21 protein-coding genes are annotated in these 21,588 nt (G+C 65.6%); 7 read left to right on the forward strand and 14 right to left on the reverse strand.

From position 1 onward, the window contains the following. Nucleotides 1–51 precede the first annotated feature (51 nt). Genes DEO45_RS13265 through DEO45_RS13275 form a run of 3 tightly spaced genes read right to left on the reverse strand, consistent with a single transcriptional unit; the run spans nt 52 to nt 3,310 of the window. Nucleotides 52–1,023: a GDP-mannose 4,6-dehydratase gene (locus DEO45_RS13265; RefSeq protein ID WP_114344500.1), complete on the reverse strand. Its 972-nt coding sequence runs from the start codon at nt 1,021–1,023 to the stop codon at nt 52–54. Next, nucleotides 1,023–2,285, reverse strand: coding sequence for a class I SAM-dependent methyltransferase (locus DEO45_RS13270; RefSeq protein WP_114344502.1), 1,263 nt, complete (start codon nt 2,283–2,285; stop codon nt 1,023–1,025). The genes DEO45_RS13265 and DEO45_RS13270 overlap by 1 nt, the downstream gene beginning before the upstream one ends. After that, complete coding sequence (locus tag DEO45_RS13275) at nt 2,282–3,310, reverse strand: glycosyltransferase family 2 protein (protein WP_114344504.1); 1,029 nt, start codon at nt 3,308–3,310, stop codon at nt 2,282–2,284. The genes DEO45_RS13270 and DEO45_RS13275 overlap by 4 nt, the downstream gene beginning before the upstream one ends. 198 nt (nt 3,311–3,508) lie before the next feature. On the opposite strand from DEO45_RS13275, the gene DEO45_RS13280 reads away from it, so the two are divergent. Further along, nucleotides 3,509–4,588: a glycosyltransferase gene (locus tag DEO45_RS13280; protein WP_223250869.1), complete on the forward strand. Its 1,080-nt coding sequence runs from the start codon at nt 3,509–3,511 to the stop codon at nt 4,586–4,588. A 19-nt stretch (nt 4,589–4,607) separates the two neighbouring features. On the opposite strand, the gene DEO45_RS13285 is transcribed toward DEO45_RS13280, so the two are convergent. From DEO45_RS13285 to DEO45_RS13295, 3 genes are read right to left on the reverse strand one after another with little or no spacing between them, the layout of a single operon-like run. Continuing rightward, the gene (locus DEO45_RS13285; RefSeq protein ID WP_114344507.1) at nt 4,608–5,342 is read right to left on the reverse strand and encodes a class I SAM-dependent methyltransferase; all 735 of its coding nucleotides are present in this window, start codon (nt 5,340–5,342) and stop codon (nt 4,608–4,610) included. Continuing rightward, the gene (locus DEO45_RS13290) at nt 5,339–6,592 is read right to left on the reverse strand and encodes a glycosyltransferase family 4 protein (protein WP_114344509.1); all 1,254 of its coding nucleotides are present in this window, start codon (nt 6,590–6,592) and stop codon (nt 5,339–5,341) included. The genes DEO45_RS13285 and DEO45_RS13290 overlap by 4 nt, the downstream gene beginning before the upstream one ends. Continuing rightward, complete coding sequence (locus DEO45_RS13295; RefSeq protein WP_114344511.1) at nt 6,585–7,439, reverse strand: glycosyltransferase family 2 protein; 855 nt, start codon at nt 7,437–7,439, stop codon at nt 6,585–6,587. Before DEO45_RS13295 ends, DEO45_RS13290 begins: the two co-directional genes overlap by 8 nt. A gap of 335 nt (nt 7,440–7,774) precedes the next feature. On the opposite strand from DEO45_RS13295, the gene pilB reads away from it, so the two are divergent. The 5 genes from pilB (at nt 7,775) to DEO45_RS13320 (ending at nt 13,334) form a co-directional block, all read left to right on the forward strand. After that, a complete protein-coding gene (gene pilB / locus DEO45_RS13300; protein ID WP_114344513.1) occupies nt 7,775–9,499 on the forward strand; it encodes a type IV-A pilus assembly ATPase PilB in 1,725 nt (574 codons plus the stop codon). Between the two features lie 142 nt (nt 9,500–9,641). Next, complete coding sequence (locus DEO45_RS13305) at nt 9,642–10,916, forward strand: type II secretion system F family protein (RefSeq protein WP_114344515.1); 1,275 nt, start codon at nt 9,642–9,644, stop codon at nt 10,914–10,916. 130 nt (nt 10,917–11,046) lie between these two features. Next, nucleotides 11,047–11,904 carry a prepilin peptidase gene (locus tag DEO45_RS13310; protein ID WP_114344518.1) on the forward strand — a complete coding sequence of 286 codons (858 nt, stop codon included), beginning with the start codon at nt 11,047–11,049 and terminating at the stop codon, nt 11,902–11,904. Beyond that, on the forward strand, nt 11,901–12,527 hold the full coding sequence (coaE, locus tag DEO45_RS13315; RefSeq protein WP_114344521.1) for a dephospho-CoA kinase: 627 nt from the start codon (nt 11,901–11,903) through the stop codon (nt 12,525–12,527). The genes DEO45_RS13310 and coaE overlap by 4 nt, the downstream gene beginning before the upstream one ends. 279 nt (nt 12,528–12,806) lie before the next feature. Next, on the forward strand, nt 12,807–13,334 hold the full coding sequence (locus DEO45_RS13320) for an REP-associated tyrosine transposase (RefSeq protein ID WP_114344523.1): 528 nt from the start codon (nt 12,807–12,809) through the stop codon (nt 13,332–13,334). 95 nt (nt 13,335–13,429) lie between these two features. Here DEO45_RS13320 and DEO45_RS13325 read toward each other — a convergent pair whose 3' ends face one another. The 4 genes from DEO45_RS13325 to lgt form a co-directional block, all read right to left on the reverse strand. After that, nucleotides 13,430–14,359 carry a Nudix family hydrolase gene (locus tag DEO45_RS13325; protein ID WP_114344832.1) on the reverse strand — a complete coding sequence of 310 codons (930 nt, stop codon included), beginning with the start codon at nt 14,357–14,359 and terminating at the stop codon, nt 13,430–13,432. A 29-nt stretch (nt 14,360–14,388) separates the two neighbouring features. Beyond that, nucleotides 14,389–14,877: a dihydrofolate reductase gene (locus tag DEO45_RS13330; RefSeq protein ID WP_114344526.1), complete on the reverse strand. Its 489-nt coding sequence runs from the start codon at nt 14,875–14,877 to the stop codon at nt 14,389–14,391. Nucleotides 14,878–14,998: 121 nt separating this feature from the next. Beyond that, nucleotides 14,999–15,793 (reverse strand): thymidylate synthase, encoded by a 795-nt coding sequence (locus tag DEO45_RS13335; RefSeq protein WP_114344529.1) that lies wholly within the window; start codon nt 15,791–15,793, stop codon nt 14,999–15,001. A 22-nt stretch (nt 15,794–15,815) separates the two neighbouring features. Continuing rightward, nucleotides 15,816–16,631 (reverse strand): prolipoprotein diacylglyceryl transferase, encoded by an 816-nt coding sequence (gene lgt / locus DEO45_RS13340; protein WP_114344531.1) that lies wholly within the window; start codon nt 16,629–16,631, stop codon nt 15,816–15,818. Between the two features lie 222 nt (nt 16,632–16,853). Here lgt and DEO45_RS13345 point away from each other — a divergent pair, with 222 nt between their 5' ends. Continuing rightward, the gene (locus tag DEO45_RS13345) at nt 16,854–18,818 is read left to right on the forward strand and encodes an alpha/beta hydrolase family protein (protein ID WP_114344533.1); all 1,965 of its coding nucleotides are present in this window, start codon (nt 16,854–16,856) and stop codon (nt 18,816–18,818) included. 114 nt (nt 18,819–18,932) lie between these two features. Here the strand turns inward: DEO45_RS13345 and DEO45_RS13350 are convergent, their stop codons facing one another. The 4 genes from DEO45_RS13350 to DEO45_RS13365 all read right to left on the reverse strand — a co-directional run bounded on the left by DEO45_RS13350 (nt 18,933) and on the right by DEO45_RS13365 (nt 21,393). Continuing rightward, complete coding sequence (locus DEO45_RS13350) at nt 18,933–19,436, reverse strand: TPM domain-containing protein (protein ID WP_114344535.1); 504 nt, start codon at nt 19,434–19,436, stop codon at nt 18,933–18,935. Next, on the reverse strand, nt 19,436–20,311 hold the full coding sequence (locus tag DEO45_RS13355) for a TPM domain-containing protein (protein ID WP_428992449.1): 876 nt from the start codon (nt 20,309–20,311) through the stop codon (nt 19,436–19,438). The genes DEO45_RS13350 and DEO45_RS13355 overlap by 1 nt, the downstream gene beginning before the upstream one ends. Before the next feature lie 2 nt (nt 20,312–20,313). Then, nucleotides 20,314–20,934, reverse strand: coding sequence for a LemA family protein (locus DEO45_RS13360; RefSeq protein ID WP_114344538.1), 621 nt, complete (start codon nt 20,932–20,934; stop codon nt 20,314–20,316). Nucleotides 20,935–21,018: 84 nt separating this feature from the next. After that, nucleotides 21,019–21,393, reverse strand: a complete 375-nt coding sequence (locus DEO45_RS13365; RefSeq protein WP_114344541.1) for a diacylglycerol kinase — start codon at nt 21,391–21,393, stop codon at nt 21,019–21,021. Between the last annotated feature and the right edge of the window lie 195 nt (nt 21,394–21,588).

Below are 21,588 nucleotides of genomic sequence, written 5' to 3' on the forward strand. Positions count from 1 at the left end.
GCACAGTCTGCGAATCAGGTCCTATGCCCACCGCCCTTCCCGATATCCAGTTCATCGAGAATCGGTAGCCCGGGTACGTCCCTCGAATCTGGCCAATGCCCCATCGACGAGGATCGCGACCATCCCGCGAAAATCCACACTCGGGCACCACCCAGTCGCTTCTCGCAATCGAGTCGTGTCGCCACATAACTCCTGCGCATGGCGCTGCAGGATCGAGGAGGTTTCCACCACATGCCCTTGCCAGTCGATACCCAGGCACTGCGCAGCCGTCTCCACTAAATCTCTGACGCTATAGGTGCGGCCCGACGCCACAACGAAGTCCTGCGGCTTCCGCGCTTCAAGGATCATCCACATAGCGCGTGTATAGTCCGGTGCGTAACCCCAGTCCACGCGCGCGTCGAGGCTGCCTATCTCAAAAGATGGGAGCACGCCTTTCTTCAACGCGACAAGCCCATCCACGACGCGTTGAGTGACGAACTGCGGTCCGCGCAGCGGCGATTCGTGGTTGAACAGGATGCCGCAGGCGACGAACAAGCCACGGACGCGGCGATAGTAGTCGGCCAAAAGCATTCCTGAAGCCTTCGTCACGCCATAGATGCAAGTCGGACGCATCGACGTACGTTCGTTCTGCGGCCTCGTCGCCGCCTCTCCGAACACGCGCGAGGACGAGGCGTAGAAAACACGAGCCTCCGAACAGAAACCGTACACGGCCTCGAGCACGTTGCCAAACCCCTCCACATGCACGCGCCAGCTATCCCGCCAGATGTCCGCTTCGTTAGTACCAGGCTCCTGCGAACTATGGTGGTGAGCTGCCAGGTAATACACCTGCTGCGGGCGGAAACGTTCCACCAATCGCCTGACCGAGGCGAGGTCGGCAACGTCGACGGGGTCGTACTTATCAGCATTGCAGACTTCAACCGCGTGCCGCGATACGCCGACGAGCGAGAATCCGCGTCTGGTGAGCTGATCCCACAGGATGCGCCCATCCTGGCCGCGATGACCAATGATGAGTGCCCGCGGCATCAGTCGCCTACGATCTCGATTTCCGGCAGCGGAAAGATGAGCTTGCCGCCCGAGGCCAGGTACTTCGCTTCGCGCTGCACGATGGTCGACTTGAAATGCCAGGGAAGCACGAGGAAATAGTCCGGCCGCATCGCGTGCGCCTCCTGCTCGGAGATGATTGGGATGTGGGTGCCCGGCGTGTAGGCGCCGAACTTCTCCGGATTCACTTCGGCAATCGCCGGGATCAACTCCGGTCCCAGCTTGCAGAACTGCAGCAGTACGTTGCCCTTCGTCGAGGCACCGTAGCCGAGGATGCGTTTGCCGTCGGCAACCAGCGACTGGATGAGACGCTGCAGATCGGCGCGGTGCTTGAACACCCGCTCCTCGAAATGGCGATAGGGCTTGGTGGTGCTCAGCCCCCAGTTTTCCTCCTGCTGCAGCATCCACTCGACAATCGAACGGTCGCCTGAAATGGTGGCTTTGTCGTGGCAGGCAGTGACGGCGACACTACCACCGTTGACGCTATTCATCTGCACGTTTGTGATGCGCAACCCATGCCTGGCGAGCAAGTCCCGGATCACGCGCAACGAGTAATACTCCAGGTGCTCGTGGCAGACGGTGTCATAAGCGTTGGTGCGCAACATCGAGGGCATGTAGCTCTGCTCGAAATGCCACAGACCGTCGGGCGCGAGCGCCTGCGCGATGTCGTGAACGAAAGCGTTCGGGTCCTCAAGATCGTAGAACATCGCGATCGAGGTGATGATCTTCGCGCGATGCCCGCCCGAAGCCTCAAGAAAGCGCGAGCCGGAGAAAAATTCCGTCACGACCTCGATATCGGAAGGGTAGTACTCCCGAAACTTGTGCGCGGTGGGATCCATGCCTACGCGGCGGATGCCAGCAATCGAATACGCCTTCAGCAGGGTGCCATCGTTGCTGCCGATGTCCAGAACCCAGTCACCCGCCGTGAGCGGCTGTCGTCGTTCCAGCCCACGTACCTTCTGGGCAAGGTGCTCGACCATCGACGAATTCAGGCCAGAGCGGTAGCCATAGTTATCCCCGTACATCTCGGCCAGACTGTAGGAGTGCTTGAGTTGCAGCAGCCCGCTGTCAGGGCACCAGACCAGTTCAAGCGGGCCGCAGGTCACCGGCTGCGAAGGTGTGCGCGGGAAAACGCCGGTCAGGTACTGCTCGCCGAGGTTGAGCACCGACACGAGGTGACGGCTACCGCTGACGCGGCACTGCTGGATTTCGTGGATCGAATCGTTGGTGCCATTGCTCGTCATGGTTTCCCCGGGGCTTTCTTGAACCAATTGCGATAGAAGAACCTACTCGCCTTCATGTCGAGCAGGTGAACGTTGGAATCCCGGTATGGTAAACGGCAAAACAGCAGACCGATGAGGTTCGCAAGCATCCCGGGGAAGCAGGCTATCGCGAAGGCACGTGCGCGGTCACGCAACTTGTGAACACGCGGACGCACCCAACGTCGGTACTCGCCAAGATCGTAAGTACCCTTCGCGCGATAGAAGAACAGGCTTTTGAAGCTGCGCCACGGCTCGACTGGGTAACGACGATGGCGTACATCTTCCGACACCCCCGCCAACGACGCTATCAGAGCCGGCCAGCGGATCATGCGTATCTCGAATTCTTTTGGACGCCACTGCGTATTGCCGAAGCGTATGGAGATAAGCGGTTCGGCAATCACAAACGACGACCCAGGCAACTGGTGCTGGAAGATCACGCCTTCGTGGATAAAGTAGGAACCGAAGAACGGTTCGCGCTCACGCGCCATCCAGACATCGTGGCGGATCACCACCGCGCCTATATAACTGAGGTAGGCAGAGGTTTCATCAAAGAGCCGGTCAAACTCATTGGCCCTGTAAGTGCGATCGGCGCCGAACTGAAGACGACTGGCGTCGATAAGCTCGCTGAGGTCCAGGCTGCGAAGTTCGGCGTTTACAACGACCAGGCTGTAGCCCTGATCGATCGCATCGAGCACGCGGGCGATCGCACCGGGTTTGAGTAGGTCATCGTCCGACATCAACCAGCAGTACACGCCCTGGGCTTCGACAACGGCCGCATCGTAGTCGCAGTCAACACCACCGTTCCTTTCCTTGCGCACATATCGCAGGCGCGGAAACGTGGTTCGGAGTTCAGCGACGACTTCTGGCGTGGCATCTGTCGAAGCGCCGTCGAGGACGACGATTTCGACTGCATCCGTCGCCTGCCCCACGATACTGCGAAGTGTCTCACCAATATAATCAGCACGATTCCGGGTGGCGATACATATGGAAAGTTTGATGTGCGTCATTATTCTGGCGCCTCGACGCCCCCACGTCACCCTCGATGCGGTGCGTAGTTTAGCTATACGGCGCGTTATGGCCTAGTAGCAACCTGCAGATACCAGTATTGTCGACACGATTGCCGGGAATGGGTCGCCTTGTTCGCCTGCTCCTTGTTAAATTCGCAGGATACATAACGCCACGCTTGAGCTCCCCGCACCCAACCCATGCGCGTTCTCTTTCTAGCCAAACGTCACCCACAACAACGCGACCTCATTGAGCGTCCTTACGGGCGCTTTCATTTCCTCCCCACACTGCTGGCAGCGCGTGGCCATGAGGTGCGTGTCACACTCTGCAGCCATCGCAGCCTGCCATCCATCGACCTGAAACGTGACGGCGTGCACTGGTTCAGTCGCGACATTCGCACGCTTGGCTTGCCCGCGTTGCTCGCGCAATTGCAGCAAGAGGCGGAATCCTTTCGTCCTAATTGGATCGTTGGTTGTTCGGATGCCTGGTTCGGCTTGCTGGCGCAGCGCCTAGCACCCAGGGTCGGTTCACGGCTGATGATCGATGCCTACGACAACTTCGAAGCGTACATGCCGTGGAACCTTCCGTTGCACTGGCTGTGGCGCCGGGCAGTGCGCAGCGCTGACTTGGTGACGGCGGCCGGACCGCAACTGGCAGAACGGCTGCAGTCGCACCGCCGATCCAGCCAGCCTGCGGCGGTGCTGCCAATGGCCGCCGATCCCGAGTTCGTACCGCTCGACAAGGCCGCCTGCCGGCAGGCACTCGGCCTGCCGATACAGGCCATTTATGCTGGTTATGTGGGCAGTTGGTCCGCCAGCCGCGGCTCCTCGCTCTTGATCGGCGCGTTCCGTCGCGCACGTGCCGCGCGCCCCGACCTGCAACTCCTACTGAGTGGCCGGCCACCGCGCGAGGTGTTGGACGAACCCGGGGTAACTGCCACCGGCTACCTGCCCGACGCGCAACTGCCCATACTCCTCAATGCCCTCGACCTTGCCTGCGTGGTCACCGCCGACACCCGCTTTGGCCACTACAGCTATCCGGCAAAGCTCTGCGAGGCAATGGCCTGCACCATTCCGGTGGTCGCCACGGCCACCGGCGCGGTTCGGTGGATGCTGGGCGAGCAAACCGAACACCTCGCCCCCCTAGGCGATCCTGAAGCCTTCGCCGAGCGCATGCTGGCCTTGCTGGCCACCCCACGTACAAAGTACCCGTGTCCTCTTTCTTGGGAGGACGTTGCACTCAAGCTGGAGGACCTGCTCTCCTCCACACCCCGCCACTGAGATTACAAGGCTGTCGCAATCACCGCCGATCAAGCCGATAGATCAGGGTCGGAATGAGACCCCGCAGCGGCTTCAGCACCCCATCCGGCACCATGCCAAGCCAGCGCGCGACCATCGCCTGCGACCGTTCGGTGGCAACCGTTTCACGCAAGGCCTCAAGGCACAGGTTGCGGTAGCCGAGCCCGGCATCACCCAGCATGCATTCAAGCTGGTGCTTTTCGAGCGGTTCGCAATCGTAGAACTCGCCCTTGCGCATCAGGCGCAGGTAAGGTGTGCGCCAGCTGTGCGGCCACCAACTCAGGAACATCAGGCCGTAATGAGGCTCGGTGAGCATCCAGCGATTGGGTACAGCGAGATAACCATCACCGCTGGGCTTCATCACGCGACGGATCTCAGCAAGATGAAGCGCCTGCGCCTTGGCATCACCGACGTGCTCGATCACATGGTTGCTGATGACGACATCGAAGCTGGCGTCGTCAAATGGCAGCTCCACGCCCTGCACCTGCCGATAACTGTAGCCTTCGTGCACGAGACGATTGTCGGAGACGTCAACCGCGGTCACCTCGCACTGCAGCCGCGGGTGGGTGCCGAAGTAGTGGGCGATGCCGCCGGAGCCAGTGCCGATTTCCAGCATGTGCAGCGGCCGACGACGACTGGCCAGATTCAGCAAGCGCTCAATCTTCAGCGCTTTCCGCCTGCGCGAAGCCAGATCGAGCGCAACGTGGGGCAGACGTTGTAATGGTGGTGCAGTCATGGCGAGTTGGACGTAGGGGTGACTGAGATCAGGGAGTGCAGATGGCGCTGGAGTCGCATCCCGAACTCCGGCCACGCAAATCGGCGCGCAAACTCGATGCACGACGATCTCAGGCTTTCGCGCTCGGTCAGGGCGGCGATGGCCGCATCGGCCAGGGCCGCATAGTCGCCAGGGGGCACCAGATGCCCGGAGCGGCCTTCGGCCACTGCATCGACGATGCCGCCGGTGGCGAACGCCACGCTGGGCAAGCCATGCGCGGCAGCCTCGACCGCCACCATGCCGAAGCCTTCGGGATCGCCAAGGATATGGCGTACCGGGAAGACGTGCACGTCGGACGCACGGTAGATCGCGCCGAGCTCGGCATAGTCGGTGATGACGCCGAGGAACAGCAGATGCTCGCCGACGCCTGCCGCTTCGGCCGCGACCCGGATGGATTCGGGTGTTTGTGCTTCGGCGTGCAGCGCCTGCCTGGGCGCGTCGCCTACGACCAGCAGCAATGCCCCCGATCGCGCGGCAATGATGCGTGGCAAGGCATGACTGACGAACTCTCGCAGTCCCTTCCGGGTGGACAGGCGGCCGACCGACAGCAGCAGAGGGCGATCGCCCAGACGGTGCGCCTGGCGAAACTGGGCCGCACCCCCAGGCACAACGGAGCCGGATGCAAAGGCGCCGGATCCAGGCTCCCGCCGGGATGACGGTTCCGGTCCCTGCTGGATCCGGTCGGCAGCCTCGGCGGGCAAATCGACCCCGGGATGCACGATGCCGATGCGCGCGGGGTCGACTCCGACGCTGCGACAGAGCTCGGCCGTGGCGTGACTGTTTGCGATGACGCGATCAGCACCGCGAATTGCGCGCAGCCAGATGGTGCGGTAGACAGCATTCCTCACCGCCACGTCGAGGCCATGTACGTACACGCAGGTCTTTGCCCCGCACAGCCGTGCAGTGGATCGTGCAATGGGTGCGGTGAGGCCACTGCCGGCTAGCACGATGTCGGGCTTCCACGCCCGCGCTTCGCGTCGTGCCAGCACCCCAGCCTGCCACAGGAACTTCCACAGTGGCTGCAACCGTGCCTCGCGCACAGTGACTCCCGCGGGAGCCATGGCGGCGGAGCCCGACGGGCCGATCACGCGCACATCCGCTGTCTTGGACAGCTCATCGGCCATGTGCCAGTTGAGCCGCTCCATCCCACCGACCAGCGGCGGCAGATTGCGGGTCACCAGCAGGATGCGCAGCCTTTGCGAGTCAGGCATCACGTCGGTACGTCAGCGCGGTGATCTGCTCCGACACCAGCCCGATCAGGAACACGATCACCGCTGCGCTCCACATCAACGTACTGCCGTTGGTCAGGCGCCCTTCGCTGGCAAACGTCCAGGCATAGTTGGCGCAGCCAAGCAGGAAAAACAGCCCGCTCGCCGGCACAAACAACTTCAGCGGCGAATACAGCGTGGCGATCTTGAAGATGATCAGCAAAAAGCGCACGCCGTCGCGCAGAGGCCTGATGTGGCTCTTGCCGACGCGCTGGGCGGCCTTGATCGGGATATAGGCCACCGGGTAGGCGCTGCGGAAGAAGGCCATGGTGCTGGTGGTGGGATAGCTGAAGCCGTTCGGCAGCAGGTGCAGGAATTCGCGGAACTTGTCCGCGCGCACGGCGCGGAAGCCTGAGGTCAGGTCCAGTACCGGGTGGCCGGTCATGCGGGTGGCCAGCCAGTTGTACAGGGTGTTGGCGAGGCCGCGGCCCACCCCGGCCTGGCTGCCCCAGTCACGGGCGCCGACCACCATGTCGTAGCCCTGCTCGAGTTTCGCCAGCAGGCGGGCGACGTCGGCCGGGTCGTGCTGGCCGTCGCCGTCCATGAATACCAGGATGTCGCCGGCGGCGGCACGGGCGCCACGCTTGATCGCCGCGCCGTTGCCCATCGAGTACGGCGAGGACAGGCACCGGATGCCGCTGGCCTCGCAGATATCGCGAGTGTCGTCGGTGGAGCCGTCGTCGACCACGATGATCTCGGCCGCGGGATGTGCAGCACGCAGGCGCGGCAGCAGTACGGCCAACGCGGGCGCCTCGTTCTTGGCGGGCAGGATGATGCTCAGGCGGTTCAACAGGTGGCTCCCCCGGATGAAGGGCGATCATAGCGTGAAGGCTGGGTGGAGGTTGAGGCAGGAGTTGTGGTTTTGGCGGCGTGTTGTGGCACACCGCGGGAGGAGCATCTTTGAAAGGCTCCCTATGATCACCAACCTCCCCTGCGCGGAAGGGGAGACGCCAGAGCCACTGCGGCCGGGCTTTCCCGTCTACCTGGAGTGCGTCCGGGGCCCGCAGCCTCCTGATCACCTTGTGCACTGCGTCAAGCCGTGTGGCGTTGCCCGCAGCGAATGGATGACCTGCGCGTCGGACTGCGGTAGATTCAACAACATACAGGGGCAAGATCGAGTCGTTTATGTCATCTCAATTGCAACCGTCGCTCACGGGTTTGTCGGGCATGGCACGCCGGCTGGTGTCCGAGGGGGTGATGCCCGAGGACGTCGTGCGCAAGGCGATGGCCGACAGCAATCAGAGCAAGTCGACCCTGACGACATGGTTGCTGGAGCGCAACCTGGTGGACGGCGCCGAGCTGGCGCGCATCGCCTCGGCCGAATTCGGCATGCCGATGATGGATGTGGCGGCGCTGAACCCGGCGACGATGCCACTGGACCTGATCAGCGAGGCGCTGATCACCAAGCACCAGGCGCTGCCGCTGTTCCGCCGCGGCAAGCGGTTGTTCGTGGGCATCGCCGACCCGATGCAGTCGCATGCGCTGGACGAGATCAAGTTCCACTCCAACTGCATGGTGGAGCCGATCCTGGTGGAGCGTGGCTCGCTGCAGCGGGTGATCGAGAGCCTGCTCAACAACATGCGCAACACCATGCCCGACATGGGTGGCGGCGAGCTGGACGAGCTGGATATCGAAGGCGGCGACGGCGACGGCGAATCGAGCAGCGGCGTCGACGCGAACGCGAACGACGACGCGCCGATCGTGAAGTTCGTCAACAAGATCCTGGTCGACGCGATCCGCCGCGGCGCCTCGGACATCCACTTCGAGCCGTTCGAGACGCAGTACCGGGTGCGTCTGCGCATGGACGGCATCCTCAAGGCGGTGTCCAACCCGCCGATGAAGATGGCCAACCGCATCTCCTCGCGCATCAAGGTTATGGCGCAGCTGGACATCGCCGAGAAGCGCGTGCCGCAGGACGGCCGCATCAAGCTCAACCTGTCCAAGACCCGCGCCGTCGACTTCCGCGTGAGCACGCTGCCCACGCTGTTCGGCGAAAAAATCGTGATGCGTATCCTGGACGGCTCCTCGGCCCGGATCGGCATCGAGAAGCTCGGCTACGAGCCGGACCAGCAGAAGCTCTATGTCGACGCCATCCACAAGCCGTACGGCATGGTGCTGGTCACCGGCCCCACCGGCTCGGGCAAGACGGTGTCGCTGTACACCGGCCTGAACATGCTCAACACCGCCGAGCGCAACATCTCCACGGTGGAGGATCCGGTGGAAATCCGCGTCGAGGGCATCAATCAGGTGCAGCAGAACGTGAAGCGCGGCATGACCTTCGCCAGCGCGCTGCGCTCGTTCCTGCGCCAGGACCCGGACGTGATCATGGTCGGCGAGATCCGCGATCTGGAGACCGCCGAGATCGCGATCAAGGCGGCGCAGACCGGCCACATGGTGCTGTCCACCCTGCATACCAACGATGCGGCGCAAACCATTTCGCGCCTGATGAACATGGGCATCGCGCCGTACAACATCACCTCGTCGGTGAGCCTGATCATCGCCCAGCGCCTGGCGCGGCGCCTGCACGACTGCAAGAAGGCGATCGAGCTGCCGCCGCAGGTGCTGCTGGCCGCCGGCTTCACCCAGGCCGACATCGATGCGGGGCTGACCGTCTACGAGGCCGTCGGCTGCGACGGCTGCAACGAGGGCTACAAGGGCCGCGTGGGCATCTACCAGGTAATGCCGATGCTGGAGGAGATCCAGAAGATCATCCTGCAGGGCGGCAACACCCTGCAGATCGCCGAGGCAGCCCGGGCCGCGGGGGTGAACGACCTGCGCGCGTCGGCCCTGTTGAAGGTGAAACAGGGGTTGACCAGCCTGACCGAAATCGACCGTGTGACCAAGGAATGAGCGGCGGAACTGGGACTGCCGTTGCATCGAACTTGCGTCCGACGCCACGGTTTGGCGCCGCAAAAATGGCATAAGCTGCACAAATACTGTCTGCCGCCCGCACAGGACGGCTCCGGGACTGGATCACTGGGGGAAGATGCGCATGGCCACGGCTACCGCAACCACGAATATCGACAAGGCGCGCTCGCTGGGTGCCCAGCGTGCCGAGGTCAGCAAGCTGACCACCTACGAGTGGGTCGCGCTGGACAAGCGTGGCAAGCGCATGAAGGGCGACATGCCGGCGAAGAACGCCACCCTGGTCAAGGCCGAGCTGCGCCGCCAGGGCATGAACCCGCAGACGGTGCGCGAACGCGCCAAGCCGCTGTTCGGCGCCACCGGCAGCACGATCAAGCCCGGCGACATAGCCATCTTCAGCCGCCAGATCGCCACCATGATGGCCTCCGGCGTGCCGATGATCCAGGCCTTCGACATCATCGCCGACGGCCAGAAGAACGTCCGCTTCAAGAACGTCCTCATCGACGTCAAGCAGAACATCGAGGGCGGTTCGTCGCTGAACGAGGCGCTGGGCCGCTACCCCGTGCAGTTCGACGAGCTGTACTGCAACCTGGTGAAGGCCGGCGAGGCCTCCGGCGTGCTGGATACGGTGCTGGACACCGTCGCGACCTACAAGGAGCGCACCGAGGCGATCAAGAAGAAGATCAAGAAGGCGCTGTTCTATCCGGCGATGGTGCTGGTGGTGGTGTTCCTGGTCTGCCTGATCATGCTGCTGTTCGTGGTGCCGGTATTCGCCAAGACCTTCAAGGACGCCGGCGCGCAGCTGCCCGCGCCCACCCAGTTGCTGGTGACCGCCTCGGAGTTCATGCAGAGCTACTGGTTCGTCGTCATAGGCATCATCGGCGGCAGCATCGCCGCGATCGTCATCGCCAAGAAGCGCTCGGTGAAGTTCGCCCACTTCCTCGACCGCATGTCGCTGAAGATGCCGGTGATGGGCGGCATCGTGCGCAACTCGGCGATCGCCCGCTTCGCCCGCACGCTGGGCGTGACGTTCCGCGCCGGCGTGCCGCTGGTCGAGGCGCTGGACGCGGTGGCCGGTGCCACCGGCAGCGTGGTCTACGGCGACGCGGTCAAGCAGATGCGCGAGGACATCGCGGTCGGCCACCAGCTGCAGCTGGCGATGAGGCAGACCAACCTGTTCCCCAACATGGTGGTGCAGATGACCGCGATCGGCGAGGAGTCCGGCGCACTGGACAACATGCTGTTCAAGGTCGCCGAGTTCTACGAGGAAGAAGTCAGCAACGCGGTCGACACCCTGTCCACCCTGCTCGAGCCGATCATCATGGTCGTGCTGGGCACCCTGGTCGGCGGCATGGTGGTGGCCCTGTACCTGCCGATCTTCAAGCTCGCCGGCACGTTCTGACGCAACCTCAAAAACGGATCGGGAGCCGGCGGGCAGTGCCCGCCCTACCGGGTGTCGCGCTCCGTAGGGCGGGCACTGCCCGCCTCGTTATTTCCCCTGCCGAGGGGCACCTGAAACACAAGGCCGACGCATGCCCGAACTCCCCTTTGCCCTGTGGATCGCCCTGGCCGGCGTGCTCGGCCTGCTGGTGGGCAGCTTCCTCAACGTGGTGATCCTGCGACTGCCCGAGCGCATCGCGGCGGGCTGGCGGCAGGAGGCACGGGACGTGCTCGAACTCGAGCCGGACGCGGCGCCGCTGCCACCGGGCATCGTGCGCGAGCCGTCGCACTGCCCGCACTGCAAGCACCCGCTGTCGGCGCTGGACAACATCCCGCTGTTCGGCTGGCTGCTGCTGCGCGGGCGCTGCCGCTACTGCCAGGCGAGGATCTCGATCCAGTACCCCCTGGTGGAGCTGCTCAGCGGCGTGCTGAGCGCGGTGATCGTGTGGAGATTCGGCCCGTCGTGGGCCGCGCTGGCCGGGCTGGCGCTGACCTGGACGCTGATCGCGCTGTCCGGCATCGACTTCCGCACCCAGCTGCTGCCGGACCAGCTCACCTACCCGCTGCTGTGGCTGGGCCTGCTGCTGTCGCTGCTGCCGATGTTCGTCGCCGCGCCGGCGGCCATCCTCGCGGCGGCGATCGGCTACCTGAGCCTGTGGAGCGTGTACTGGGCGTTCAAGCTGCTTACCGGCAAGGAAGGCATGGGCTATGGCGACTTCAAGCTGCTAGCGGCGCTGGGCGCATGGATGGGGCCGATGTCGCTGCTGCCGGTGATCCTGCTGTCGTCGCTGATCGGCGCACTGGTCGGCGGCACCCTGATCGCGCTGCGCAAGCATCAGCGCGAGATCCCCATGCCGTTCGGCCCGTTCATCGCCACCGCCGGCTGGGTCTGGTTCGTCGCCGGGTCCGACCTGCTGCAGGGCTACATGCAACTTACCGGCCTGCGATGAGCGCGCGGCCGCATGCCCTGGTGATCGCGCTGACCGGCGGCGTCGCCGCGGGCAAGACCGCGGTGGCGCGGCGCTTCGAGGCGCTGGGCGTGCATGTCCACGACGCCGACGTGGCCGCCCGCGAGGTGATCGAGCCGGGTACCGCCGGGCTGGCCGCGGTGGTCGATGCGTTCGGGAGCGGGGTGCTGGATGGCACCGGCCGACTCGATCGCGCCGCGATGCGCCGGCGCGTGTTTGCCGATCCGGCGGCGCGGAAAACGCTGGAGGCGATCATCCATCCGCTGGTGCGCCAGTGGCTGCACCGGCGCGCGCTGGCCGAACGCGGCCCGTACTGCCTGCTGGCGATCCCGTTGCTGGCCGAGAACATCGAACACTATCGCTGGGTCGATCGCGTGCTGCTGGTCGACGCCCCCGAATCGCTGCAGCTGGCCCGGCTGACCCTCCGCGACGGCATCGACGAGGCCCTGGCCCGCCGCATGCTCGCCCACCAGGCCAGCCGCACCGAGCGCCTGGCGCTGGCCGACGACGTGATCGAGAACAGCGGCGACGAATCCGCCCTGGACCACGCCGTCGCCGAGTTGCATCGACGGTACCTGAACCTCGCCTCCCACCGCTCCGCGTAAAGCGGGCCGTACCCACCGCTCTTCCCGTAGGGCGGACACCGTCCGCCATGCCCTTGATTTGCACGAGAGCGGCGGGCGGTGCCCGCCCTACAAAACGCAACACGAATAATCTGCCCGTAGGGCGGACACCGTCCGTCATGCAACAAAACGCAACGCGAATACCCTGCCCGTAGGGCGGACATTGTCCGCCATGCCTCGCAGCTACATCGTCCACGGACCCGGCATCGACGGGGCCATGCCGGACAGACGATCCGCGACACCGCTTGCCAGCATCGATACATGCCGGACTATCGCCGCGCAAGGGTTGCGGGAGCGACCTACTTCTTCACCGTCGTGACGGCACGACGACGCCCCCTGCTGGCTACCGCCGCGAACGTGGAGGTTCTGCGCCAAAGTGTCGCCGAGGTGCGGCGGCAACTGCCGTTTTCGATCGTTGCCTGGGTAGTCCTGCCCGAACACATGCATGCGATCTGGACACTGCCGGTGGACGATTCCGATTTCTCCACGCGCTGGGGGAGAATCAAGGCCGGATTTACCCGGCACTGCGGCAGGGCACACACGTCCGCAGCGGGACACGATGCCGGCCTCTGGCAGCCTCGCTTCTGGGAGCACCTGGTTCGCGACGAGGCTGACTTCGCCGCGCACATGGATTACACGCATTACAACCCGGTGAAACACGGACACGTGAAGCGCGTGATCGATTGGCCGTATTCGAGCTTTCATCGTTGCGTACGGCAGGGCATCTATCCTGCCAGTTGGGGTGGCAATGAGCCCCATGGTCCGCCGGGCAGAACGTTCGGCGAGTGATCGGAAAGAGCTGGCGGGCGGTGGCCGCCCTATGACTTCACCGGCGTTACCTCGCGCTATCTGCCAGCGAGTGGTCCGTAGTGCAGGCGGGTCCGCTATGGCCAGAAGCCGCGGATGCCGGCAACGCCCTGGGCACGGTGGTCACGGGCCTGGGCGATGTCCGCCGGAGCCATCCCGCCAAGGGCATAGACCGGCAGCGCGGCGGATTCGGCCAGGGTGGCAAACGCGGCCCAGCCCAGCGGCGGGGTCTGCGGGTGAGTGCCGGTGGCGGCCACCGGCGAGAGCGTGGCGAAATCGGCGATCTGCCCGGCGCGGGCCAGCGAAGCCGCGCCATGGCAGCTGGCGCCCACCAGCTGGGTCGACGGCAGCGGGCGTTCGGACAGGGCCGCCAGCTGGGTTTCCCTGAGATGCACGCCGACGCCCAGCAGTCGCGCGCCGTCGATGTCGCCATTGAGCAGCAGGGAAACGCCCTGCCGACGGGCCAGCGGCAACAGGCTGGCGGCCAACTCGCGTACGCGCTCGCGCGGCCACAGCGGCAGGCGCAACTGCACCAGTTGTCCGCCATGCCCGATCGCCTGGCGGAGCCGTTCGAACCACGCGCCATCCTGCTCGGGCGGCACATCGGCCGGGGTGATCGCGTAGCGCGCCGACAACCGCACGGCGTGCAGGATCGCGCGATCGGCCGGAGCCAGGATCGCCGGGTCGACCTGCTCCGGCGGCAGCCACTGCAGTGCCTGCCCTTCCAGCGACCGCGGCTCGCCGTCCCACTGGCCGGTCTGCCAGGCGTCCAGCAGCAGCTCGCGTCCGTGGCCATGGCATGGCACGCGGATCAGCGGCTCGGCGCGCAGCAGCGCGATGCCGAGCTCTTCCTTCAGCTCGCGCGCCAGTGCCGCCACCGGTGTTTCACCGGGTTCGAGCTTGCCGCCGGGGAACTCCCACATTCCGGCCAGGTGCTTCCCGGGCGGCCGCTGCGCCAGCAGCACGCGCCCCGAGGCGTCGCGCATCACCGCGGCCATCACGTGCATGGCCGGCTTCGGCGCCGCCGGCACAGGCATCAGCTGTTGCGCAGGTATTCGACCATGTCGAAATCGTAGGCGTGTTCGGCGTCGGCCTTGTGGTGCACACGGGAGACTTCGGTCCAGTCGCTGAAATGCACGCCAGGGAAGAACGCATCGGCGCCGTCGATCGCGGCACCCACCCAGGTGAGATACATGCGGCGCGCGCGCGGCAACGCTTCGGCGAACACCATGCCGCCGCCGATCACGATCAGGCCGGTGTTGTCGCAGCGGGCCTGCGCCTCCTCGATCGAGCGCACGGTGATCTGCCCCGGGAACGGCGCCTCGTGGCGGCGCGTCAGCACCATGTTGACCCGGTCCGGCAAGGCACGCCCGATCGACAGCGCGGTGTGGTAGCCCATCAGCACGTTCTTGCCGGTGGTCAGCTGCTTGAACCAGCGCAAGTCGTCGGGCAGGTGCCAGGGCAACTGGCCCTTGCGGCCGATCGCGAAATTTTCGTCGAGTGCGGCAATCAGCGAAATGGCCATGGCGAATCCTTGGAAGGCTTAGATCTGCAAGACGGCCCACGCCTGCGAAGGGCCGCCAGTTGTGTCGGATCTTAACAGGCCGCGGCGACGGCGCGGCGCTCGCGCATGTTTCTGCGCCACGTTACACGGCGACGGCGGCCTTGATCGCCGGATGCGACTGGTAGCCCTCGATCACGATGTCCTCGTAGCGGAAATCGAACACCGAGCGCACCGCTGGAGCGAGTTGCAGCCGCGGCAACGGCAGCGGTTCGCGGCTCAGCTGCAGCCGCGCCTGTTCCCGATGGTTGTTGTACAGGTGGGCGTCGCCCAGCGTGTGCACGAAGTCGCCCACGCCCAGCCCGCAGACCTGGGCGATCAAGTGGGTCAGCAGCGCATAGCTGGCGATGTTGAATGGCACGCCGAGGAAGATGTCGCCGGAGCGCTGGTACAGCTGGCAGCTGAGTTTTCCATCCGCCACGTAGAACTGGAACATCGTGTGGCAGGGCATCAGCGCCATCTTCGGCAGCTCGCCCACGTTCCATGCGCTGACGATCAGCCGGCGCGAGTCCGGGTTGCGCCGGATCTCGTCGACCACCCAGGCGATCTGGTCGACCGCGCCGCCGTCGGCGGTGGGCCAGGCACGCCATTGCCTGCCGTAGACCGGGCCGAGGTCGCCGTTCGCGTCGGCCCACTCGTCCCAGATGTGCACGCCGTGTTCCTTCAGGTAGGCGATGTTGGTGTCGCCACGAAGGAACCAGATCAGCTCGTGCACGATCGACTTCACGTGCAGTTTCTTGGTGGTAACCAGTGGAAAGCCTTCGTTGAGGTCGAAGCGCATCTGCCAGCCGAACACGCTGCGCGTGCCGGTGCCGGTGCGGTCGGTCTTTTCGGTGCCGTGGTCGAGGACGTGGCGGAGCAGGTCGAGGTAGGCGCGCATCCGGCAAGTATAGGCAGGCGCGTCAGGCGGTGGCGAGCGGCAAGGTCGGCGCGCGCCGCGACATGGCGATCAGCACCAGCCCGACCGCGATCAGCGGCAGCGACTGCATTTGTCCCATCGTCACCCATGAGGTGCCGAACAGGTAGCCGAGCTGCGGATCGGGCACGCGCACGAACTCCACCATGAAGCGGAAGCAGCCGTACATCAGCGCGAACAGGCCGGAAACCAGGTAACGCGGCCGCGGCTTCAGCGAAACCAGCCACAGCACCACGAACATCACCGCACCCTCCAGCAGCAGCTCATACAGCTGCGATGGGTGCCGCGGCAGGCGGTCGGGCGCGTTCGGGAAGATCATCGCCCACGGCACATCACCCGGTTTGCCCCACAGCTCACCGTTGATGAAATTGCCGAGGCGGCCGAGGCCCAACCCGATCGGCACAAGCGGCGCCACGAAGTCGATGGTGTCGAAGAAATGCAGCTTTTGCCGGCGCGACCACCACCAGCCCGCCGCCAGCACGCCGAGCAGGCCGCCGTGGAAGCTCATGCCGCCGTCCCACACCTTGAACAGGGTCTGCGGCGCGGTCCAGATCCAGCTGATGTCGGCGTAGAACAGCATGTACCACACGCGTCCGCCCACGATCACGCCGAGCATGCCGTAGAACAGCAGGTCGCCGAGCGCATCGCGGCTGACCGGGAGGCGCCCCTGCCTCCGCCGGTACTCGCCCAGCACGGCGACGAAGAAGAAGCCGAGCAGGTACATCAGGCCATACCAGTGCACCTGGATCGGGCCGAGATGGAAGGCGACGGGGTTGATGTCGACGATGTAGGGCTGGTGCATGGCAACCGGATCGGAGGGCAAAGCCCAAGTGTAACGGGCCGGCAGGGCATCCGCGGCTGCCACTTTCGCCTTCTGCCGCGCAGTGGCTAGAATCCGCGGCAGACAGCGCCATGTGCCGGGGGAAACGGGACGCACATCGCTGCCATCGGAGATTTCGCGTCCGGCCACACCGTGCTCGAGGCGGCCGGATTCCTGCATGGAACGAGCCAGGGGGAAAATACGATGTCCAACCGTCCAGCGCGGATCGTGCTGTCCGCTGCCTGCCTGCTGTTGTCCGCCACCGCTGCCGCGGCCGATCTGATCCCGGTGGAGGATTTCGCGCACCACCCGTTGCTTTCGATGCCGCGGCTCTCGCCGAACGGCCAATACCTCGCCGTGAACATGAACAGCGACGACGGCGATTCGCATGCCCTGGCCGTCTACCACGTGAACGACATGACCCGGCCGATGAGCGTGCTGCGCCTGCCGAAGTTCGAACTGGCCACCGGCATCACCTGGGTCGGCAATACCCGGCTGGTCGTGGAAAAAGGCAAGCAGTACGGATCGATCGACAAGCCCATGGCAACCGGCGAGGTGATTGCCACCGACATCGACGGCAAGCACCAGGACTACCTGTATGGCTTCGAGAGCAAGTACAGCAGCCGTGCCGATACACGCGGCACCGACCGCGGGTGGGGCTTCGTCGACGGGCTTCCCGTCCCCACCAACGGCCACTTCTACATGGCCACGCAGAGCTGGCAAAACGACGACTCCAGCTCCCTCTACGACGTCGACGCCGGCAAGAACACCCGTCGCCTGATCGGCAAGATCAACGTGGGCGGGCTGAGCTTCATGGTGGGCGCCGACGGCCAGGCCCACTACGCCTATGGCCGCAACCACCAGTGGGACTACGTCGTCTACCACCAGCAGGCCGGCGGCTGGGCGCAGTTGAGCCAGGCCCAGATCGGCGGCAGCTTCGCGCCGCTTTTCTTCACCCCGGACCAGAGGCGCGTCTACGCCCGGTACGACGCCGGCGGCGGTCCGACCTCGCTGGTGGAGCAGGACGAGGACGGCGGCAACCGCAAGGCGCTCGCCGGCAGCGGCTTCGGCAGCGTCGGCAACATCGAATGGACCGCGCTGCCCTACCGGCCGTTCGCCACGATGCCCGCCACCGGCCTGCCCATGGTGAGCTACATCGACGCCAACCTGCCGGAGGCGAAGCTGCACCAGGCGCTCAGCCTGAAGTTTCCCGGGAAGCTCGTCAGCTTCGTCAACTACAGCGAGGACGGCGGCAAGCTGCTGTTCTCGGTCATGAGCGACCGCGACCCCGGCAGCTACTTCCTGATCGACACCCGCACCTTCAAGGTGATCAAGCTGTTCGACACCGCGCCGTGGATCGACCCGACGAAGATGGCCACGCGTCGCCCGCTGCACTTCAAGGCCAGCGACGGGATGGAGCTGGAGGCGATCCTGACGATTCCCAACGGCGTCGACCCGGGCAGGCTGCCGATGGTACTGCTGCCGCACGGTGGCCCGATCGGCGTGCAGGACGACTGGTTCTACGAGAACGACGCGCAATTCCTCGCCAGCCGCGGCTACCTCGTGCTGCAGGTGAACTACCGCGGCTCCGGCGGCCGCGGCGAGAGTTTCCGCCAAGCCGGCTACCTGAAGTGGGGTACGCGCATCCAGCAGGACCTGATCGACGGCGTGAAGTGGGCCATCGCGGAGAACTATGCCGACCCGAAGCGGATCTGCGTCTACGGCGGCAGCTTCGGCGGCTACTCGGCGATGATGACCACGATCCGCGCGCCCGGCATGTTCAAGTGCGCGGTCGGCTACGCCGGCGTCTACGACCTGAAGATGATGTATCGGAAGGGCGACGTCCGCGAGAACAAGTCCGGCCGCAACTACCTGAACATGGTGATCGGCAAGGACGACGCCGACCTCGACGCCAACTCGCCCGACAAGCTCGCCGACAGGATCGACGTGCCGGTGCTGCTGGTCCACGGCGAAGACGACGTGCGCGCACCGTTCGCACAGGCCAAGGCGATGCGGGCCGCGCTGGACGCCGCGCACAAGCCGTACGAGTGGCTGAGCAAGCCGGGCGAGGGCCACGGCTTCTACGACGAGAGGAACACCGTCGAGTTCTACAAGCTGCTGCAGTCCTTCCTGGAAAAGCACATCGGGAAGGGCGCCACCGCTTCCTGACCCGCGGCAGCACGCAACTGGAGAAGGCGCTTCGGCGCCTTCTTTTTTTGCGGTCGTGCAGCCGGAGCGCGCCGGCACCCAGTCAACTGCCGCGCCCGCCAGGCATCGCCTTTCTCAGAGCAGTACCGGCCGGTCCGGCAGTTCGTCGGGGTTGGCCTCGCCGTCGCCGGGGAAGTGGCGTTCCAGCAAGGCATGCGCAGCGGCGATGCCGGCAAGGCTGCCGTCGCGCCACTGCCCGCGTGCATAGAAGTCGCGCATGCGGGCGCAGATCGCCTCCCACTCGCCGGTCGCCACTTTCGCCGCGATGCCGCGGTCGGCGACGATCTCGATGCGGCGTTCGGCCATCAGCACGTAGAACAGCACGCCGCTGTTGTGTTCGGTATCCCACACGCGCAGCTGGGCGAACACCTGGCGCGCGCGCGTCGCGGCATCGAGGCCGTCCAGCACGGCCAGCGGCGCCAGCCGCGATTCGACCGCGAAGCGGATCTCGCCCAGATGGGTGCGTTCGCCCGCGGCAATCGCCGCGGCCATCTCGTCCAGCACGCCGGCCGGAAAGCGCCGCGGCAGCTGGAACCAGCCACCGCAGAGATTCGCCCACAGTCGCCGCATGCGCGCCATCACCAGCTCCCCGAGGAACCGCCGCCGCCGAAGCTGCCGCCGCCGCCGCTGAAACCGCCGCCGCCAAAGCCGCCGCCGCTGCCGCCGCCCCAGCCACCGCCGCCGAAACCGCCCCATCCGCCACCGCCGATCGAGCGGCCGGCGCCACCGGGCAGCAGCATCAGCACGCCGCCGACCAGCGCGCCGAGAATGCCGGCGCCCATCGAGATCAGCAGCCACAGCAGCCCGCCGACCAGCACGGCACCCAGCGGCCCCCTGACCAGCGCCGGAATGCGTCCGAAGATGCCGCGCAGGAACAGCGCCACGAACACGGCGATCATCAGCCCGCTCTGCAGATCGGGACCGGAGTGTCCACGCTCGGGCGAGCCACGCACCGGCGGCGGCAGGGACTCGCCGTTGATCAGCTGAGTCAGCGCACCCAAGGCGTCGCTGATGCCGCCGAAGTAGTCGCTGCCGCGGAATTTCGGCGCGATGTATTCGCGGATGATCCGCGCGGTGGCGGCGTCGGGAATCGCTCCCTCCAGGCCATAGCCCACTTCGATGCGCACGCGGCGGTCGTCCTTCGCCACCAGCAGCAGCACGCCGTCGTCGGTGCCCTTGCGGCCGATCCTGTTCGCCTCGGCCACCGCCAGCGAATAGCTTGCGATGTCCTCCTCGCCGGTGCTGCCGATCATCAGCACCACCAGTTGCGCGCCCTTGGCCTTTTCCAGCGCCACCAGTTGCGCGTCCAGCTGGTCGACCTGCGACGCGCTCAGCGTGCCGGTGAGGTCGGTGACGTGCCGCGCCAGCTTCGGCGCGGCATCGGCGGCATGCAGCACCGGCAGCAGCAGGGCCAGTGCCAGCGGCAGCCACCAGCGCGGATGGCGCCGCGACATGATCAATGCGACGAGGCCGCCGGAGCCGGCGCGGCGGTGCCGAAGTCCACCTTCGGCGCGGTGGAGATCGCCTGCTCGTTCTCGACCGAGAAGTTCGGCTTGACCTGGTAGCCGAAGATCTTCGCGGTCATGTTGTTCGGGAAGGTGCGGATCATCCCGTTGTATGTCTGCACCGCCTGCACGTAGCGGTTGCGCGCCACGGTGACCCGGTTCTCGGTGCCTTCCAGCTGTGCCTGCAGGTTCTGGAACAGGCCGTCGGCCTTCAGCTGCGGGTAGTTCTCGCTGACCACCATCAGCCGCGACAGCGCGTTGCCCAGTTCGCCCTGCGCAGCCTGGAACTGCTTGAGCTTCTGCGGATCGTTCAGCGAGTCGGCGTTGACCTGCAGGCTGCCCACCTTGGCACGGGCTTCGGTGACCTCGGTGAACACCTTCTCCTCGTGCTGGGCGTAGCCCTTGACCGTGTTGACCAGGTTCGGCACCAGGTCGGCGCGGCGCTGGTACTGGTTCAGCACCTCGGACCAGGCCGCCTTGACCGCCTCGTCCTGCTTCTGGATGGCGTTGTAGCCGCAGCCGCTCAGGCCGAAAGCAAGCAGCAACAGCACGAGATTGCGCAGAAGTTTCATGGAGTCGCTCCGATCCGGTGGAAGGCCATTCCATCATCCCATGCCGCTCGCCGCAATCGTGTCGGCGCGGAGTGAACGCATGCCTCAGCCGAACAGCCGCGGCCCGAGGATCAGTGCCCAGCTTGCCACCACCAGCAGCAGCAGCAGGAATACCGCCGCGGAGCCCATGTCCTTGGCGCGGCCGGCCAGTTCGTGGAATTCGGGGCTGACCTTGTCGACCACCGCTTCGATCGCGGAATTGAGCAGCTCGGCCGACAGCACCAGCGCCGGCGCCAGGATCAGCGCGAATTTCTCCAGCCCACCCTGGCCGAGCCACAGGCCGAGCGGGATCAGCACCACCGCCAGGCAGGCCTCCAGCCGGAACGAAGCCTCGTGGCGCCAGCCGGCCCTGAGGCCCTTCATCGACCAGAGGAACGCGTTCCAGAGCTGCTTCGGGCCGCGAAAACCTTCGGCGGCCATCAGCGACTCCGCCCGCCCGGCCGCGGGCGCGCCGACAATATCAATGCGTTGGACATGGACGGCAAACTCCCTGGAATCAGGCCGGTTCAGGCGGCCGATGATGCCACAAGCGCCAGCGCCGGGCGCCCGCTGCGGACTCCCGGCTTGCCGCAGTGCAGCTACACCCTGATGGCGAATGGGTTACGCTTCGCCGGT

It is taken from the genome of Rhodanobacter denitrificans (assembly GCF_003335105.1).
In the GTDB taxonomy this organism is placed as follows: domain Bacteria; phylum Pseudomonadota; class Gammaproteobacteria; order Xanthomonadales; family Rhodanobacteraceae; genus Rhodanobacter; species Rhodanobacter denitrificans_A.